Origin of the sequence: Gordonia sp. GONU, from assembly GCF_024733855.1 — a bacterium.
Taxonomy (GTDB): Bacteria; Actinomycetota; Actinomycetes; order Mycobacteriales; family Mycobacteriaceae; genus Gordonia; species Gordonia amicalis.
In genome coordinates this window covers 37128-54587 of record NZ_JANRHB010000006.1, presented here as the reverse complement: position 1 = coordinate 54587, position 17460 = coordinate 37128, and the positions used below count along the sequence as shown (strand labels likewise).

Sequence of the window (17460 nt, the reverse complement as noted above, 5' to 3'; positions counted from 1 at the left end):
CCTACCGCGCGAACGCCTCCCGGATGGCGGTCATGACGTCGGGTAGCGAGCCGTCGACGACGCTGCTGTGGTCGGCGCGCGCGTAGGTCTTCAGGTCGACGTCGGTGCCGTCGCGGCTCATCGCCGACCGCAGTGAACGGCTCAGTGGATACGGCAGCACCGGGTCGAGGAGTCCGTGCGCGATGGTCACCTTCGCCGGGTAGCCGGCGGTCGGAACCTCGGCGTAGGCCCGCAGGGCGTCGCGAAACTTCTGGTCCTTCGTGAACGACGATGCGACAAGCGATCCCGGCGACACCGACCGCAGCGCGTCGACGACGTCACCGTTGCAGCGGGCGCGCGACCGGTCCAGGAACCGCTTGCCGCTGTCGGTGAGGAAGTCCCCGACCCCGAGTTCGGGCTGCGAATGGTCCAGACCTGCCAGGGTGTAGAGAAACGGGGCGCTCAGAACGTTGAGGGTGCCGAGTCCGGGTACGCGCGGTCCGAAGAGACCGAACAGGTTCTCCAACGACGACACCGGAGCGATCGCGACCGCCCCCTTGACCGGCAATTCCGGAGCGTACGACGGTGCGCGGTGCGCCGCATGCAGTGCCGCGTGTCCGCCCTGGGAATGCCCGACCGACACCCAGGAGCCACCGAGGGCGGCGTCGACCGACCGGGCCGCGCGGATCATGTCGATGACCGAGTACGCCGCGGCCGCGCCGCCGAGATAGTCGGTCTCCCCGGCGGATCCGAGTCCGGCGTAGTCGGTGGCCGTCACCGCGTAGCCGGCTTCCAGCGCGGCCCGCACGGGTGCTTCGACCCCGTCACCCAACCGGTGCTTCGTGGGTGCGCACTCGTCGGCGATACCGACGGTCCCATGCGCCCAGGACACCACCGGCCATCCGCCGGGCGGCGGTGTGCCGCGCGGGACCCAGTAGACGCCGCTCGCCATCGCCGGGCGTCCACGCTGGTCCCGCGTGGCATAGGTCAGCCGGGTACCGGCGGCCGCGGCCGACGGTAGCTGGGCGTCGGGAACGTCGCGGGTGGTGAACACGAATCCGTTGTCGGGGGCCGCGGCCGTCGACGGCGGCGTCGACGTGAGCGACCCGATACCGACGAGCACGGCGACGGCGGATGTCAGCACGGCGGTCAGTGGTCTGCGGAGCACCCGCACAACTGTAATGACCTCCGAGAAATGCGAGGTCAGCGCAACGCGATGGTTTCAGTCGGTGCCCAGGATGCGGGTTCCCGGTGCGGGGCCGCTCGCGGTGCGGACCGCACGGGCTACACCGGCTCCCGACAGTTCGGCGGCCACGTTCACCGCGGACTGCTCGTCCGCGCACAGGAACGCACACGTCGGACCCGACCCCGACACGATCCCCTTGAGGGCTCCCGCATCCACCCCGGCCCGGAGGGTGCGGCGCAGCGTCGGCTGCAGGCTGAGGGCGGCGGGCTGGAGGTCGTTGTGCAGCAACGGCGCCACCGCGCGGGGGTTGCCCGACGCGAGCGCCTGCATGAGATCGTCGGGGCGACGCAGGAAGTCGCTGTCGTCATCGGTCTCGTCGGAACGACTCTCCCGCAGTCGGTCCAGTTCCCGGTACACCGCCGGCGTCGACAGGCCTTCTCGCGCAAGGGCGAGCACCCAGTGGAACTCGCCGCGGGAGAGCACCTGCATCAGCTGCTCACCGCGTCCGGTGCCCAGCGCGGTGTTGCCGTGGAGCGCGAACGGGACGTCGCTCCCGAGGTCGGCGGCGATCTCGGCGAGCTCGTCACGCGTGATGTCGAGCTTCCACAGATGCGCGAGCGCCACGAGTGCGCCGGCGGCGTCGGCGCTGCCGCCGGCCATGCCGCCGGCGACCGGGATCGTCTTCTCGATCTCGATGGCGACGTGTGCCGAACGGTCCGCCCACTCGGCCAGCGCTTGCGCCGCGCGGGCCGCGAGATTGGAGGCGTCGGCGGGCACCGAACCGGCGCCCTCACCGCGCACGGCGACGGTCAGCTCGTGGGCGCGCGCGACCCGGACGTCGTCGTGCAGCGAGAGCGCCTGGAAGACGGTGACCAGATCGTGGTATCCGTCAGCCCGGCGCGGGCCCACACCCAGGTGGAGGTTCACCTTCGACGGGGCACGCGCGGTGACGGAATCGGTTACCACCGACAGCGACGTTCGCGACACAGTGATTCAGACTAGTCGGCCGCTTCGCATATGCGCTCAGGGCCGCCACCCGCGGCGCGACAGTTCGCCCACGTGGTCGACGACGAGTACCGCCCCCGCGTCGCGTAACTCGGCTTCGGCGAAACCACCGGACCGGACCGCGACGCACTCGGCGGGAAGCCGATGCGCGGACGCGACGTCCCACACCGTGTCTCCGACGACGACCGCCCGGCCACCCCCCGCCTGCGTCAGGGCGACCTCCAGAATGTCGGGTGCCGGCTTCGAATCGTCCGCGTCGTCCGACGAGGTGACCGCGGCCAGGTCGTCGTGACCGAAACCCAGCACTTTCAGTGCGGCGTCGGTGAATTCGGCCTTGCCCGACGATGCGAGCGCCACCCGGTATCCCGCGTCGAGCAGACCTCGGACGAAGTCGACGGCCCCGGGCAACGGCCGCAGGTCGGGCACCAGTTCGCGGTAGTGACCCTCCCAGTCGTCGCGGAGGGTGTCGCCCAGCGACTCCTCGACCTCGTCGCCGCAGATCTCGCCGACGAGCCGGTCGCCGCCCATTCCGATGGCACGGTGGACCTTCCACCACTGCGGGGTGAGGTCGTGCGCGGTGAAGGCCCGCATCCAGGCGAGTGCGTGGAGATAGGTCGAGTCGATCAGGGTCCCGTCGACGTCGAGCAAAACGGTGTCGACTGAAGCTCCAGCGTCTGCGTCGGGCATCTGCACCTTCTTTCCTGGTCGGTTGACGCGTGGTGAGGCGGTCCGTTTACCCGAACGGCTCGCTGGCTACACCGAAGCGACCGATCCCGGCCCACGAAAGACGTGCAGAGGAGTTCTGATGACACCCCGATTCGGGTACACCTTGATGACCGAGCAGGCCGGCCCCAAGGATCTGGTCCGCTACGCCATCGGCGCCGAGGGCGCCGGCTTCGACTTCGAGGTGTGCAGCGACCATTACTTCCCGTGGCTGTCCGCCCAGGGCCACGCCCCCTACGCGTGGTCGGTCCTGGGTGCGGTGGCACACGCGACCGAGCGCGTCGAGCTGATGACCTACGTGACCTGCCCGACGATCCGCTATCACCCGGCCGTCATCGCGCAGAAGGCCGCGACCCTGCAGATCCTCGCCGACGGTCGCTTCACACTCGGACTGGGTTCGGGCGAGAACCTCAACGAGCACGTCGTCGGCATGGGCTGGCCTGCGGTCGCCGATCGCCAGGACATGCTCGCCGAGGCCATCGAGATCATCCGCACATTGCACACCGGCGAACTCGTCGACTTCCGCGGCGAGTTCTTCCAGGTCGACGCCGCGCGCGTCTGGGATCTCCCCGACCAGCCGGTGCCGATCGGCGTCGCCGTGGCCGGCGAATCCGGTATCGACACGTTCGGCCCACTGGCCGATCATCTGATCGCCGTGGAACCCGACCCGGACCTGATCTCGGCGTGGAACGCCCAGGCCGCCACCTCGACGATCGACGGCAAGGGCACCCGCGCCATCGGTCAGATCCCGATCAGCTGGGGCCCCGACCGCGATGCCGCCGTCGAACGTGCCCACGACCAGTTCCGCTGGTTCGCCGGCGGCTGGGATGTCAACGCCGATCTCCGGACCACCGCGGGCTTCGCCGCCGCGACCCAGTACGTCACCCCGGACGATGTCGCGGGCAACATCCCGTGCGGCCCCGACCTCGATCAGATCGTCGAGGCCGTGAAACCGTTCTGGGAGGCCGGATTCACCGACATCGCGCTCGTGCAGATCGGCGGCGAGACGCAGGACGAATTCCTGCGCGACGCCGCACCGGAGCTGCTGGATGAGCTGCGGGCGGCGTCGAGCTGAGAATGTCGCACTGAAATCCCGGGCGGCCCAGCGGTTCCGATCAGACGGTGCGGGCCAGCCGCACGAAGTCGTCGACGTCGAGTTTCTCGCCACGGATACCCGGGTCGATACCGGCGGCGCGCAACCGTCGTTCGGCCTCCGCCGGGGAGCCCGCCCAGCCGGCCAGTGCCGACCGCATCGTCTTGCGGCGCTGGGCGAATGCTGCGTCGATCGCGGCGAACACCGCCTGCCGGAACTCCGGGTCGGCGGGGTGGTCGTCGGTGCGCTCGATGCGCACGAGACCGGACTCGACCTTGGGTTCGGGCCAGAACACGTTGCGCCCCACCGCACCTGCTCGACTCACTCGGCCGTGGTACCGGGCCTTCACACTCGGCACACCGTAGGTGCGGCTACCGGGCGGGGCGGCGAGCCGGTCGGCCACCTCTGCCTGGACCATCACCAGGGCGGTCGTGATCTCGGGGAACAGCCCGAGCAGATGCAGCAGTACCGGAACCGACACGTTGTACGGGAGATTGGCGACGAGCGCGGTCGGCACGACGGGCAGGTCGTCACGGGTGATCTGCAGCGCGTCGGCGAGCACGACGTCGAAGTCGCCGCTCCGTGCTGGCGCGTACTCGGCGACCGTCTGCGGAATCCGTTGCGCAAGAACCGGATCGATCTCGACTGCGACGACCCGGCCGGCGGTCCCGAGCAGCGCGAGGGTCAGCGACCCCAGGCCGGGCCCGACCTCCAGGACCACATCGTCGGCGCCGACCCCGGAAGCCGCGACGATGCGTCGGACGGTGTTGGCGTCGTGGACGAAGTTCTGTCCGAGAGTCTTGGTCGGCCGGACACCGACTTCGGCGGCGAGTTCGCGGATCTGCGCGGGTCCGAGGAGCCGCGGTGCGTCGCCTGGCGGGTCGTCGATCAGCGCAGGCCCAACTTGGACGAGCACGACGGCCATGCGCCCCAACCCTGGACGGCCTGGGTCTTCGAGGCGACCGCGATCTGCTCTTCGCGGGTGGCGAGGTCCGCGCGCGGCGCGAACTCGAGTCCGCCCCATCGTTCCCACGTGTTCTTGTCGAACTGGACACCGCCGTAGAAACCGTTGCCGGTGTTGATGGCCCAGTTGCCGGTGGCCTCGCACTGGGCGAGGGCGTCCCACACCGAGCCCGGCGGCACGAACGGCGCGCCCGGCTTGGTGCCGATCCGGACGGTGGCGGCAACCGGCTCGGTGAGCACGTCACTCGTCAGCTTGTCGCGCTTGACCACCTTGCCGTTCACGGTGGTGACCTTATACGTCACGCGCGCCTCACCGGGAGTGCCCTTCTTCTCGACGACCTTGCGGTCACGGACGAGTGTCGGGTCTTCCTTCTTGATCTCCGGCGGGGCGACCGGCTCGTTGACGGTGACGTCCTCGGTCTTGATGCGCGTGACGATGACCTTCAGGTCGGGGGTGACCTCGGTGTCGGCGGCGGGGACGACCTTGTCCTCGGGCCCTAGGGGCGTTCCGAGGGCCTCGAGCAGTTCGCCGACGGTGTGGGCCGCGACCGTCGGCCGCTTCTTGGCCGGGCCGTCGACGAGGTTCACCGGCTTGGGGAGCGCGACATCGATCTCGCCGCCGTCGACCGGCAGCTTGTCGGTGGCGAAGTCCGCCTGCTCGGCGGCATGCGTCAGTCCGCGTTCGGAGAGGAGCTGGTCCACGGTCGAGGCGTTGGTGATGACCGTCTCGCGCTTGCCCTCGACGTCGAGGGTCAGCTTCTTCAGACGGTTCACCGTGATGGTCTGCCCCTCGCCGAAACCGGAGTCGAGCGACGGGCTCACCTTGTCACCCCCGGCCGGTGCGAGGCCCTCGGATTCGAGCAGGCTCTCCACGGACATCGCCATCGTGGACACCTGACGGGTCTTGCCGTCGACATCGATGGTCACGGCCTTGTGCATCGCGACACCCATGACACCACCGGCGGCGACGGTCGCGCAGACGGCTCCGACGGCCAGGCGGGCACGCAGGGAATCGGACCCGTTGATCTTCGAGAAGACCGACTTGGGTGACACTGAAGGAGGCAGAGAAGGCAAGGCACAACAATCTGGTCGGCAACAGGGCGCCGCCGCGACCAGAAGACCCATCCGCACTCCGGGATGCATACGCACCTCGTCGTGAACCGCTGGTAGCCGGATGTAATCGCTCTGGCCGAGCGGGATCACAGTACGATAACGAACCGGCCAGATTATGGCAAAGGGATGTTGTAGGCGCGCCGCGCATTGGCGCCTAACAATCGCGCCATCTGCTCCTCGGACACCCCCCTGACCTCGGCGATCGCCCGTGCGGTGTACGGCAGGCAGTACGACTGATTCGGCTGGCCACGGTACGGATGCGGGGTCAGGAAAGGGGCGTCGGTCTCCACCAGGATCTGTTCGTCGGGCACCAGCTCCGCCGCGACCCGCAACTCCTCGGCATTGGCGAAGCTCACAGTTCCGGCAAAACTGAGGAAGTACCCACGGTCGACACACTCTCGGGCAACATTCCGGTCACCGGAGAAGCAATGCATGATCACGGTCTCCGGGGCGTCCTCGGCGGCCAGGATGTCGAGCAGATCCCGGTCGGCCTCGCGGTTGTGGATCATCAGCGGCTTACCGACCCGCCGGGCGAGATCGATGTGCCAGCGGAACGTCTCGTGCTGAACCGCCGGCGACGCGCAGTCGTCGGACTTGCCGGGCCAGTAGTAGTCGAGGCCCGTCTCACCCACCGCGACGACCCGCGGGTGACGGATCATCCGCTCGAGTTCGGCGGCCGTGTCGTCGTCGAGATCGCCCGCATGCATCGGATGCAGCGCGACAGCCGCGTAGACCCGGTCGTCCCATTCCGCCGCCGCGACCGCCCAGCGGGCATCGACCATGTCGTCGGCGACCGTCACCACCTGATCGACCCCGACCGCCTGCGCACGGTCGAGGATGGCGTGTACCGACTCGGCGTCCCGGCCACCGCAGGCCGCCAGGTGGGTGTGGGCGTCCACGAGACCCGGCAGCGGAGCCGGATCGGGCGGCGGCTCGCGCCGACGACGCTTCTTGGCCGCCTTGTTGCTCAGGGTCTCCGACCCGGCGTTCCCGAGGGTCTCCGACTCGGCGTTCCCGAGGGTCTCCGACCCGGCAGCGTCGCTCATGGCAAACACCCTGACACAGACCGGCGACACCACGCGCCCGGCTACAGCGCGACTGTGCCCTCGATCACGGTCGCGGTGTCGCCACCCACCCAGATGTCGTCACCGTCGTCGTGAATGTGGACGCGGCCGGCCCGTCCGATGGCCGCACCCTGCGCGGCGACATAACTCTCCGGCGCCTGTCCGGTCGCCCGGAGCCAGGTCGCGATCCCCGCGTTGAGGCTGCCGGTCACCGGATCCTCGGGTACACCGATACCCGGGACGAACGCCCGGACCTCGGCGAAGACATCTCCCGATCCGTAGAGCCCGAGCAAGCCGACCTTGTGGTCGCCGAGCGCGGGGATGTCGGGACGGACCTCGAGCACCCGCTCCCCCGAGCCCACCTGGATCACCATCCACTCCGGACCGTTGTCGACCCACTCCGCGGCGCGAACCTCATCCCGGTCGACGCCGAGAGCAGCAATGACCTCATCGACGACGCCGGGGTCCACCGGACCCGACCGGCGCAACGGCGGTGCCGCGAAGGAGAGTCGCGGACCCGACCGCCGGATCCGGACCAGCCCGACGCCGCATTCCTGCACGACGTCCTCCCCCTTCGGTCGCCCGCCTGAGGTCAGCCACGCGTGCGCCGATCCCAGAGTCGGGTGGCCGGCGAACGGCAATTCCCCGTCGGGGGTGAAGATCCGCAGCCTGTAGTCGGCCGCCGGATCGGTGGGCGGTAGCACGAACGTGGTCTCGGACAGGTTGGTCCAGCGGGCGAAGGCGGCCATCCGATCCTCTGCGATGGGAGCGCCGGGACCACCCCCGTCGACGACGACCGCCACGGGGTTGCCCTCGGTACCGGTGGACGAGAACACATCGACCTGAGCGAAACGACGAGTCATCGCGCCATCGTCTCATCGGGGCGCGGACGTCGGCCACCGCGTTGTCACAGGGCAATCCGACACCGCACTCGGGTCGACTTCTCCGCGACCAGGAGAGACACATCAGAAAATTCGTCTCGTTTGATTTCATATATAAAACCGGATAGCTTCCTATGCGACGCGGGTCACAGTCGGCGATCGAGCGTCGGGATGTCACCGCGATGACAGGGGGACCAATGGCGTTCGAGCTGCCCGCCTCCCGGGGGCCGCTGCGCGACCTGGCCAACGAGGCCGGTCACACACTCGGGTTCGCGCTGCAGGCCATCGGAGCACTGGTGGTTGCGACGTTCCGCCGACGCCTGTCCATCGCCGAGACCCTGAACCAGACCGTCTTCATCGGCCGCGTCAGCACCGGACCGTCACTCCTGCTGATGATCCCGGTGGGCGTGTTCATCGCCGTCTCGGTCGGCGAACTCGCCGGACGCATCGGCGCCGGCGGCTACTCGGGCGCGGTCGTCGCGTTCATCATCGTCGGCCAGGCCTCCGCCCTCGTGTCGGCACTGATGATGGCCGGTGTCGCCGGCTCGGCCATCTGCACCGATCTCGGATCGCGCAAGATCCGTGAAGAGGTCGACGCCATGGAGGTCATGGGGCTCAACGTGATCGAGCGCCTCGTCGCACCCCGGCTCCTCGCCGCGATCATCGTCTCGCTGGTGCTGTGCTCACTCATCACGGTCACCGGCGTCGGAGCCTGCTACCTCTACCACATCTACGTCCAGCACCTGCCCGCCGGCGCGTTCATGGCGACCTTCAGCCAGTACGGCCGGTTCTCGGACTTCGTGATGGCACTCGTGAAGGCGGCCATGTTCGCGTTGCTGTCCACGATTGTGGCCTGCTTCAAGGGATTACACGCACGAGGCGGCCCACGAGGGGTGGCCGACGCGGTGAACGAGGCAGTGGTGATCGCGTTCGCGCTCGTGTTCGTCTTCAACACGATCCTGTCCCAGCTCTACACCGTGATGGTGCCGGCCGTGGGGGCGTACTGATGGTGGTCTCCGCAGACGTGACAGTGCGTACCGAACGCCGGCTCGGGCGTCGAGTCTAGCAGACGGTCTCCGGCATCGTCCGGGCCGGTGAGTTCGTCACCTTCATCGTGCGTGCGATCGCCGCGATCCCGTTCACCCTCGTGCACTACCGCAAGCACGTGCTCAACCAGATCGCCGAGGTGACCTTCGGGTCGAAATCCCTTCTCTCCGGCGGAGGAACGCTCGGCATCGTGCTGGCCATGTCACTGGCGGCGGCGATGATGCTCGGCGTCGAGACCTACCGCGGACTGCAGCTGGTCGGCATGACCTCGCTGTCGGGCATGCTCTCGGCGATCGCCAACACCCGCGAACTCGCGCCCGTCGTCGTCGGAATCGCGTTGGCCGCCAAGGTCGGAACCGGATTCACCGCCCAGGTCGGCGCGATGCGCATCTCCGACGAGATCGCCGCGCTCGACTCGATGGCGATCCGGTCGATCCCCTTCCTCGCCACGACCCGCATGATCGCGGCGATGGTGTGCATCCTGCCGATCTACATGATCGGCCTGCTCGCGAGCTACATCGCGACGCGTCTCGTCGTGGTCTGGTTCAACGGCGAATCCTCGGGCACCTTCGACTACTTCTTCCATCTCGCACTCACGCCGACCGACCTGCTCTACTCCGCGATCAAGGCGATCGTCTTCGCCGGTATCGTCGCGCTGGTCCACTGCTCCTACGGGTACTTCGCCTCCGGCGGACCCGAAGGCGTCGGCCAGGCGGCCGGACGCGCACTCCGCACGTCGATCCTGGCCATCGGGATCTTCGACGTGATCTTCACTTTCGGGTTGTGGGGCCTGGTCCCCGAGATCCCGGGAATGGGGATCTGACGTGTCGACCATGTTGCCGGGCAACCCGGTCTCCCGATTCGGTTACATCCTCCGCGCCCTGATCGCGGGCGCCCTCATCACTGCCTTCGCGCTGTGGATGGTGGCCCGCAGCGCCGGCACCCTCACCAGCGATCCCGAGGTGTTCGCCGAGGTGCCGGTCGAAGCGGGCCTCATCACCACCGGCGCGCCGGTCCGCTATCACGGCGTCACGGTCGGCGAGATCAGCGGCATCGACCCGGGCACCGTCTCGTCACAGGTGAGGATCTCCATCGACGGCGCCGCCATCGACGCGATCCCGTCCACCGTCACCATGCGTGTCCTGCCGCGAACCTTCTTCGGCGACATCTACGTTCAGCTGACCGAACCGGAGCCCGCGGCGGGGGCCGCACCGCTGTCCGACGGTGACGAGATCCGGATCGACACGTCGGCCGAGGCCACGAACCTCTACAGCATCTACACCAAACTCGCCGACGTCCTCGCCGAGGTCCAGCCCGAGAAGATGAACATCGCGCTCTCCGCGGTGGCCACCGCGATCGGCGACCGTGGCGGCGACCTCGGCGTCATGATCGACGACTGGTGGCAGGCGTCGCGCACACTCGAGACGACCGTCAACCAGTTCATCGACGCCACACCGAAATTCCGCGCCGTGATGGAGAGTCTCAAACGCTCCACCCCGGCGATCACCGAGACGCTCGCCAACACGACCAGCATCTCCCGCGGCATCCTCGAGAACCAGGACGACCTCGCATCGTTCTTCACCGCCGCCTCCGGTTTCGCCGGCGCGGTCGACCCGTTCCTCGCCGCCCAGCGCAACAACATCATCACCGTGCTCGACTCCACCGGCACCATCCTCTCGACCGTCGCGGAGAACCCGTCGGGTGTCAGCAAGACGCTCGCCGAGGCCAAGAAGTTCGGTGCCGCCGGCGCGATGCTGTTCTCGAGCGGCCGTTTCGACATCACCGCGGTTCCCACGTTCTCGCAGCCGATGCCGTACACGGCCGCCGACTGCCCGACCTACGGATCGCTGCGCGGCTCGCAGTGCTTCGGCAAGGGAACCGGCATGGGCACCGGACCGGTCCGTCCACCGGGCGCGCCCAACCCGAAGGTGCTCTCCCCTCGTGAACCCAACTACGCCCCTTCCGGTTTCGTCGGTCCCCCGGTCATCGACGGGACGCGTGAGGCCCCGACGCTGAGCCGCCTGGAGTCCGAACTCGGTGCGACCCCGGCGAAGAGCACGGGACCCAACCCCGCCACCACGCTGATGCTCGGCCCGATGGTTCGTGGCCACGAGGTGAAGGTGTCATGACCACTCTCTCGCTGAAGACGATCCTGAAAGCCGGGTCGTTCGTCCTCATCGGCATCATCGCCGCGGTGCTCGTCAGCAACACGCTGCGTGTCCCGGTGCACGGGTCCACGACGACCTTTCACATCCAGTTCACCGACGCCGAGGGTCTGGTCGAGGGCAACCCGGTGACCATGTCCGGTGTGCGGGTGGGCCGCGTCGAGTCGGTCGCCTTCCAGCCGCAGGACGACGGTTCGGCCCTGGCCGACGTCGCCGTCTCGATCTCCGACGACCATCAGCTACCGCTGCAGGTTCACGCGGCGATCCGTTACGGGGACATGCTCGGTGCCCGCTACATCGCGCTGACCGACAGCGGTGCGGACGGAACCGCGCGCGACGGCACGAGGATCCCCGTCGAGGGAACGTCACCGCCGGTGAACCTCACCGCCCTGATGAACGGTTTCGAGCCGCTGTTCTCCGCGCTCGACGCCAACCAGGTCAACGATCTCGCACGTGGCTTCGTCGACACCTTCGAGGGACGTTCGGGTTCGGTGCAGACACTGCTCGGCCAGATCGCGTCGATGGGCAACAACCTCTCGGCGAACAGTGCGGTCTTCGCCCGGCTGGTGAGCAACCTCAACGTGCTGATGGGCACCGTCGATCGGCACAACCCGCAGCTGAACGAGCTCTTCCACGGATTGTCCGACCTCACCTCGGCGGTGGTCGGCGACAACGGCCAGCTCGCCACACTCCTCGAGAGCGGGGACCGCGCCGTGTCGGCGCTCGCCGACATGATGACCGTCGCGGGCGACGACTTCCGGAAGTCGATGGTCGGACTCGAACAGGTCACGGCCAGTTGGGTTCCGAACACGCCGGCCTTCACCCAATTCCTGGACCGGCTTCCGGTGATGGCCGAGGAGATCAACAAGAGCGGACGATACGGGGGATTCATGATGCTCTACCTCTGCAACTTCACCTTGGGCGCCGTCGGCCTCGACGCCAACATCTTCGGCCCGCTCCACTCCCCGGTCTGCATGTGAGACAAGCCATGTCAGCTCCCAGCAAGGTAGGAACCTAAGTCCGTGTTTCTGGTCAGGCTCATCGACGTCTTCGTCGGCATCTTGGAGTTCGTCTTCAAGTCCGACAAGCGCGCACAGGGTGCGTCACCCGCGGTCCTCGGCACGGCGGGCATCATCACCCTGGTCGCGCTGATGCTGATCGCGATCGGCATCCCCCAGCTGAGTTACTTCACCCGCACCAGCCCGTACACCGCAGAACTCGCCAACGCGTCAGGGCTGACGACGGCCGATCCGGTGCTGGTGGCGGGTGTCCCGGCCGGCCGGATCGAGTCGGTCGATCTCGCCGGTGACCGCGTACGTGTGGGTTTCCGGCTCGACAACGGTCAACCGCTGGGCAACCAGACGCGCGCATCGGTCCGGCTCCGGACGGTCCTGGGCAAGCGCTACCTCGAGATCGTCCCGGGCGGATCGGGAAAGGTCGGTCCCGACAACACGATTCCGCTCGACCGCACCACGGTGCCCTACAGCCTCGACGACATCTCCGGCGCCGCGGTCACCGCCTCGCGTGACATCGACGAAGAGGCCGTGCGCGCGATGTTCGTGACCATGAAGGAGATCATGCCCCGCACCTCGACCCTGGATGCCTCGATGAAGGGGGCGACGGGCGCGATGGCCGCCATCACGGGAACGGGCACGCAGCTCGACCAGCTGCTCGCCATCTCCAAGCGGGTCGCCGAAGTGACCGTGCAGCAGAGCGATTCGATCTCGAGCGCGATGTCCAGCACGCAGGCGATCGTGCAGACCCTCGTCGTCCGGCGCGTCCTGCTGACCCGTCTGACCGACAACCTCCGCACCGTGCTCGACCAGATGGCCACGACCTTCCCGAAGGTCCCGATGGGCCAGCTGGTCACCAACATCGAGTCGGTGACCAAGACACTGCGGGACAACGTGTCGTCGATCGACCGGATCCTGACGCAGCTGCCGCCGGCCATGCGCACGATCACCGATGCGACCGGCAACGGCAACTGGACCGACGTGGTGTCGCCGAGCGCGGTCATCCCCGACGGGATGCTCTGTGTCCTCGGCGTGATGCAGGGGTGCCGCTGATGACTTTCCGCCAGGTACGTGAGGTCCGCCCGCGCAAGCGCTACGGCGGCAAGATCTTCACCGCACTGCTTCTCGTGGTCGCGATCATCGTGGGCACGTGGTACGTCTTCGGCCGCGATCCGCAGATCCGCACCGTCCACGCCGATTTCGCGTTCGTCAACGGTCTGTACGAGGGGTCCAAGGTCACCGTCCTGGGTGTTCCGGTCGGACGTATCGAGAACGTCGAGCCCGCCGGGGACCATGTCAAGGTCACCGTGACCATGCCGGGGGACATCGATCTCCCCGCCGACGTCTCGGCCTACGTGCTCAACCCGTCGGTGATCAGCGACCGTCACCTCGAACTCGGACCGGCCTACACCGGTGGGCCGCAGCTGCCCGACGGCGCGACCATCCCGATCGAGCGCACCCACTCCCCGATCAGCTTCGACCAGCTCCTCGACAGCATCAGCGTGCTGACGAAGATCATGGGTCCCGCCGACGCCGCGCCCGGCGCGCCGGAAGATCCCAACGACATGGGTGCACTGCTCGCCGCCACCGCCAAGTCGTGGGACGGCCGCGGCACCGGTTTCGGGACGACGATGTCCGGGCTCGCCTCGGCGTCGGGGATCTTCGGCGCCCGCACCGAGGACCTGCAGGATCTCATCGACAGTCTCAACACGCTGATGCAGACCTTCCACGCCAAGCAGGTCTCGCTCGACGGCCTCATCGAGTCGATGGGTCTGCTGAGCAGCCAGTGGGCGTCGTCCAACCAGGACATCGCCGGGCCCGTCAACGATCTCAAGGTCGTCTTCGACCAGATCAACGACTTCGTCCTCGCCCACGGCAACGACGTCGGCGTCGTCGCGGAGAACCTGAAGGTCCTCGGTGACACCCTGGTCGACAACAAGGCCGGACTCGCCGAGTTCATGGACCTCGCGCCGCTGATGATGCAGAACCTGTCGAGCACGATCGGCCCCGACCGTCGCGGCCGTATCCGCCTGAACGTCTCGACCACGCTCACCCAGTTCAAGACGCTCAAGCCGCTGTGCGACCAGTTCCCGATGCCGCTGTGCACCGGCGCCGGACTCACCAACCCGATCTCGTTCCCGATCAGCGCGTCCGACCCGCTGGGCATCGTCTCGGCGATCACCGGCGGCAAGCTCCCCCCGAAGGGAGGGAACTGATGACTGTGCGTGCCAAGAAGATCCGGGTCACCACCGCGGCGATCGCGGTGACCGTCGGCCTGTCGGGCTGCTCGGTCGGACTGCAGGACCTGCCGCTCGGTGCCGGCGGCCGCAACTCCTTCGACGTGACCGCCGAACTCATCACCGCCGACGGCCTGGTGTCGGGCGCCGACGTCCGGCACGGCCAGCAGATCGTCGGACGGTTCACCGACATGCGCCTGGAGGAACGGCATGCCGTGATCACCATGACGATCTCCGACAGCACCGACCTGCCGGCCAACACGGCACTCGAGGTCGAACTGCCGTCGGCGCTCGGAACGCCGTTCGTCCGCCTGTCCGAGCCCGCGGACCCGCAGGGCCGGCTCACCGAGGGGTCGCATCTCAGCCTCTCCGACACCGGTGTCGGACCGCAGATCGAGAGCACACTCGCCGCGCTCGGCAACATCCTCGGCGGCAGTGGCGTCAGCCAGCTCCAGTCGGTGATGTCGAGTCTCAACACCGCCTTCGAGAACCGCTCCGACAAGGTCGGCGACCTGATCGACACTCTCAACCGGCTGCTCGCCCGGTCGTCGAGGTACACCGACGACTTCAACGCGGCGATGGCGGCGGCCGCGGATGTCAGCGAGCTCCTCGTCGCGCAGCAGCAGACCGTCGACGACTTCCTCGGTCAGGTCCCGCAGGCGGTCACCGTGCTCGCCGCACAGCGGGATCAGATCGCGAAGCTGATGTCGCAGACCACGCGACTGGCGACCAACGTCGCGGCGATCACGCGCGGCCGTCAGGAGACGCTCGACCATCTCGTCGGTGACGCCGAACAGATGGTGAAGTCCTTGTCCGCGTTCAACACCGAGGTCGGCTCGACCCTGGACAACGTGAACGCGTTCATGACGAACTTCGACCGCGCGATCCGGGGCGACTACCTCGTCTTCGACGGTTCGCTCGACATCCCGGGCGGCATCGACAAGATCCTCACCGGCGGTGTTCTGCTCGCAGGTCAGCCGCTCCCGACACCTGACGATCTCCGCAACGTGCTCTCCGGTGGTCTGGCGAGCAAGCCGGAGAAGAAGGCGGCGCCGGCCACGAAAACCCCACCAAGGACGACCTCTCAGACACCCAGCCCACGCCCAGGAGCCCCGCGATGACCACCAAGGCGAAGACCCGGCGCCTTCGGATGCCGCAGGCGCGCACGGGGATGCTGCAGTTCCTGATCTTCCTCGCCCTGTCGGCGATCGTGATCCCCTACGGCATCAACTTCATCGCCGGGCCAGAGGGATTCGGCGACAAGCTCGTGCTGACGGCCAGGATGGACGACGCGTTCGGCCTCAGTGCCGGCACCGGCGTCACGCTCCGCGGGGTCGACATCGGCACGGTCCGATCCGTCGAACTCGATCCGGCCGGTGGCGCCGCGGACATCGAACTGGTCGTGCGCGGGGACACCCGCATCCCCGCCGACTCCTACATGCAGGTGACGATGGCCTCGATGGCCGGCATCCAGAGCGTCGACATCATCCCGTCCGACAACGACGCCCCGTACCTGAAGTCCGGCGACACGATCGCCGCGCCGGCCGACAAACAGCCCAAGCAGATGGACGCCATCATCGGCGACGCCGCGTCGGTGCTGCGCAGCATCGGCAGCGGCAACCTCACCACGTTGGGCAACGAGTTCTACGCGGCCTTCGACCACGACGAGAAGGCCCTCGCCTCGATCGTCTCGAACGGAACCGCGCTCGCCGGGCTGGTCAACCGCAATGCGCCGATCCTGCAGGGACTCTTCGACGAATGGCTGCAGGTGCTGTCCGCGATGAGCAACACCACCACGGCCTTCGAAGCCGGCATGCGCAGCGCCGCGACGTTCACCGACCAGCTCGACGCCAACCAACCGGTGTTCGTCTACCTGCTCGACAAGTCACCCGAATCGCTGACCCGCACACAGGCGCTGTTCGACAAGTACCGCGGCACCTTCGGCGGGGTGATGGCGAATCTCGCGGTGGTGGAACCGATCATCTCCGACCACGACCAGTCACTCGCCGTCGGCCTGGAGACGATTCCCCCAGGGTCTGCTGGACCTGCGTTCGATCGTGAAGAACGGGCGCGCCGACTTCGCGCTCATCGGCACCCAGGGACCGGTCTGCATGTTCTACGACCAGCCCCGCTACCCGGTCGGCGATCTCAACACCCCCGCACCGAATCTCGCGCGCTTCTGCCCGGCCGGCAACGGCTACGGACAACGCGGCGCGGTGAACGCCCCACGGCCGAACGACCTGGGCACGAGCACCTGGACATCCCCCGGCGGTGTCTCCGGACCACCGGCCGTCGCCGATCCACTACTCATCCCGAACGGCGTGGAGCTGCTGCAGTGGTGGCAAGAACTTCTGGAAAGGGCACGAAATGGCAACTGACACAACGACTCGCTCCGCGGCGACAGGCACCAACACCGCAGATGCCGACGAGACCGCGGACGTCTCCTCGACAGGAACCACATCCGCTGCGCGCACCGCTCCCCTGACCCGGAAGCGGGCCGGCCGGAGCACGATCGTCACCGGTGTACTCACGTCCCTGCTGCTGGGCGCGACCGCCCTCGCCGGGTTCTTCGGATACCAGTACGCGACAACCGATTCCCCGGCCACCTCGGCCGAAGCGAGCGCCGAGGCGATCGACACCGCCAAGGACTACGCGATCAAGCTGTCCAGCTTCGACTACCGCGATCTGAACAAGAACCGGGACGCGATCACCGCGATGTCGACCGACGACTTCGCCGCCAAGTACAGCGAGATGGTCACCGCCCTCAGTCAGATCGTCACCGACGGCAAGGGTGAGGCCACCGCCGAGGTGTCGCACGCGGCCGTCGAGAAGATCGACGGCTCCTCCGCGACGGTGATCCTGTTCGCCGACCAGAAGGCACGCAACGTCGTCTCCCCGGACGGCAAGACCCAGCCGTACCGGATGGTGGTGACGCTCGAGCGTTCCGGTGACCGCTGGCTGGTCGACAACGTCGAGACGAAGTGAACCCAC

Annotated in this window: 17 protein-coding genes; 10 read left to right on the top strand and 7 right to left on the bottom strand. The window is 67.9% G+C overall.

Going from position 1 to position 17460, the window contains the following annotated elements:
- Position 1 precedes the first annotated feature (1 nt).
- Genes NWF34_RS07965 through NWF34_RS07955 form a run of 3 tightly spaced genes read right to left on the bottom strand, consistent with a single transcriptional unit; the run spans position 2 to position 2857 of the window.
- Entirely contained in the window at positions 2–1153 is a 1152-nt protein-coding gene (locus NWF34_RS07965) for a lipase family protein (protein WP_258324651.1), read from the bottom strand.
- 48 nt (positions 1154–1201) lie between these two features.
- A complete protein-coding gene (locus tag NWF34_RS07960) occupies positions 1202–2152 on the bottom strand; it encodes a 4-(cytidine 5'-diphospho)-2-C-methyl-D-erythritol kinase (RefSeq protein WP_258324650.1) in 951 nt (316 codons plus the stop codon).
- 36 nt (positions 2153–2188) lie between these two features.
- Positions 2189–2857, bottom strand: coding sequence for an HAD family hydrolase (locus NWF34_RS07955; RefSeq protein WP_258324649.1), 669 nt, complete (start codon positions 2855–2857; stop codon positions 2189–2191).
- A gap of 118 nt (positions 2858–2975) precedes the next feature.
- Here NWF34_RS07955 and NWF34_RS07950 point away from each other — a divergent pair, with 118 nt between their 5' ends.
- The gene (locus NWF34_RS07950) at positions 2976–3968 is read left to right on the top strand and encodes an LLM class F420-dependent oxidoreductase (RefSeq protein ID WP_258324648.1); all 993 of its coding nucleotides are present in this window, start codon (positions 2976–2978) and stop codon (positions 3966–3968) included.
- A gap of 40 nt (positions 3969–4008) precedes the next feature.
- On the opposite strand, the gene rsmA is transcribed toward NWF34_RS07950, so the two are convergent.
- The 4 genes from rsmA to NWF34_RS07930 all read right to left on the bottom strand — a co-directional run bounded on the left by rsmA (position 4009) and on the right by NWF34_RS07930 (position 7989).
- Entirely contained in the window at positions 4009–4911 is a 903-nt protein-coding gene (gene rsmA / locus NWF34_RS07945; protein ID WP_258324647.1) for a 16S rRNA (adenine(1518)-N(6)/adenine(1519)-N(6))-dimethyltransferase RsmA, read from the bottom strand.
- The gene (locus NWF34_RS07940) at positions 4875–6002 is read right to left on the bottom strand and encodes a resuscitation-promoting factor (protein ID WP_258324646.1); all 1128 of its coding nucleotides are present in this window, start codon (positions 6000–6002) and stop codon (positions 4875–4877) included. Before NWF34_RS07940 ends, rsmA begins: the two co-directional genes overlap by 37 nt.
- A 173-nt stretch (positions 6003–6175) precedes the next feature.
- The gene (locus tag NWF34_RS07935) at positions 6176–7108 is read right to left on the bottom strand and encodes a TatD family hydrolase (protein ID WP_258324645.1); all 933 of its coding nucleotides are present in this window, start codon (positions 7106–7108) and stop codon (positions 6176–6178) included.
- Between the two features lie 41 nt (positions 7109–7149).
- Positions 7150–7989, bottom strand: coding sequence for a PhzF family phenazine biosynthesis protein (locus NWF34_RS07930; protein WP_258324644.1), 840 nt, complete (start codon positions 7987–7989; stop codon positions 7150–7152).
- 215 nt (positions 7990–8204) lie between these two features.
- On the opposite strand from NWF34_RS07930, the gene NWF34_RS07925 reads away from it, so the two are divergent.
- From NWF34_RS07925 to NWF34_RS07885, 9 genes are all read left to right on the top strand, one after another.
- Positions 8205–9014: an ABC transporter permease gene (locus NWF34_RS07925; RefSeq protein WP_024497870.1), complete on the top strand. Its 810-nt coding sequence runs from the start codon at positions 8205–8207 to the stop codon at positions 9012–9014.
- 74 nt (positions 9015–9088) lie between these two features.
- Positions 9089–9877: an MlaE family ABC transporter permease gene (locus tag NWF34_RS07920; protein ID WP_375295637.1), complete on the top strand. Its 789-nt coding sequence runs from the start codon at positions 9089–9091 to the stop codon at positions 9875–9877.
- A 1-nt stretch (position 9878) separates the two neighbouring features.
- Positions 9879–11183 (top strand): MCE family protein, encoded by a 1305-nt coding sequence (locus tag NWF34_RS07915; protein ID WP_258324643.1) that lies wholly within the window; start codon positions 9879–9881, stop codon positions 11181–11183.
- Complete coding sequence (locus tag NWF34_RS07910; protein WP_258324642.1) at positions 11180–12199, top strand: MlaD family protein; 1020 nt, start codon at positions 11180–11182, stop codon at positions 12197–12199. Before NWF34_RS07915 ends, NWF34_RS07910 begins: the two co-directional genes overlap by 4 nt.
- Before the next feature lie 42 nt (positions 12200–12241).
- Positions 12242–13285, top strand: coding sequence for an MCE family protein (locus NWF34_RS07905; protein ID WP_258324641.1), 1044 nt, complete (start codon positions 12242–12244; stop codon positions 13283–13285).
- Entirely contained in the window at positions 13285–14448 is a 1164-nt protein-coding gene (locus tag NWF34_RS07900) for an MCE family protein (RefSeq protein WP_258324640.1), read from the top strand. Before NWF34_RS07905 ends, NWF34_RS07900 begins: the two co-directional genes overlap by 1 nt.
- Positions 14448–15590, top strand: a complete 1143-nt coding sequence (locus tag NWF34_RS07895; RefSeq protein ID WP_258324639.1) for an MCE family protein — start codon at positions 14448–14450, stop codon at positions 15588–15590. The genes NWF34_RS07900 and NWF34_RS07895 overlap by 1 nt, the downstream gene beginning before the upstream one ends.
- Positions 15587–16954 (top strand): MlaD family protein, encoded by a 1368-nt coding sequence (locus NWF34_RS07890; protein WP_258324638.1) that lies wholly within the window; start codon positions 15587–15589, stop codon positions 16952–16954. The genes NWF34_RS07895 and NWF34_RS07890 overlap by 4 nt, the downstream gene beginning before the upstream one ends.
- A complete protein-coding gene (locus NWF34_RS07885; RefSeq protein WP_258324637.1) occupies positions 16837–17454 on the top strand; it encodes a hypothetical protein in 618 nt (205 codons plus the stop codon). The genes NWF34_RS07890 and NWF34_RS07885 overlap by 118 nt, the downstream gene beginning before the upstream one ends.
- Positions 17455–17460: the final 6 nt, after the last annotated feature.

What these genes read in the sequence shown, in the direction of transcription:
- NWF34_RS07955 (WP_258324649.1), bottom strand. Translation starts at nt 2,857, where the DNA reads ATGCCCGACGCAGACGCTGGAGCTTCAGTCGACACCGTTTTGCTCGAC.
- NWF34_RS07950 (WP_258324648.1), top strand. Translation starts at nt 2,976, where the DNA reads ATGACACCCCGATTCGGGTACACCTTGATGACCGAGCAGGCCGGCCCC.
- rsmA (WP_258324647.1), bottom strand. Translation starts at nt 4,911, where the DNA reads ATGGCCGTCGTGCTCGTCCAAGTTGGGCCTGCGCTGATCGACGACCCG.
- NWF34_RS07935 (WP_258324645.1), bottom strand. Translation starts at nt 7,108, where the DNA reads ATGAGCGACGCTGCCGGGTCGGAGACCCTCGGGAACGCCGAGTCGGAG.
- NWF34_RS07930 (WP_258324644.1), bottom strand. Translation starts at nt 7,989, where the DNA reads ATGACTCGTCGTTTCGCTCAGGTCGATGTGTTCTCGTCCACCGGTACC.
- NWF34_RS07925 (WP_024497870.1), top strand. Translation starts at nt 8,205, where the DNA reads ATGGCGTTCGAGCTGCCCGCCTCCCGGGGGCCGCTGCGCGACCTGGCC.
- NWF34_RS07910 (WP_258324642.1), top strand. Translation starts at nt 11,180, where the DNA reads ATGACCACTCTCTCGCTGAAGACGATCCTGAAAGCCGGGTCGTTCGTC.
- NWF34_RS07900 (WP_258324640.1), top strand. Translation starts at nt 13,285, where the DNA reads ATGACTTTCCGCCAGGTACGTGAGGTCCGCCCGCGCAAGCGCTACGGC.
- NWF34_RS07895 (WP_258324639.1), top strand. Translation starts at nt 14,448, where the DNA reads ATGACTGTGCGTGCCAAGAAGATCCGGGTCACCACCGCGGCGATCGCG.
- NWF34_RS07890 (WP_258324638.1), top strand. Translation starts at nt 15,587, where the DNA reads ATGACCACCAAGGCGAAGACCCGGCGCCTTCGGATGCCGCAGGCGCGC.
- NWF34_RS07885 (WP_258324637.1), top strand. Translation starts at nt 16,837, where the DNA reads ATGGCAACTGACACAACGACTCGCTCCGCGGCGACAGGCACCAACACC.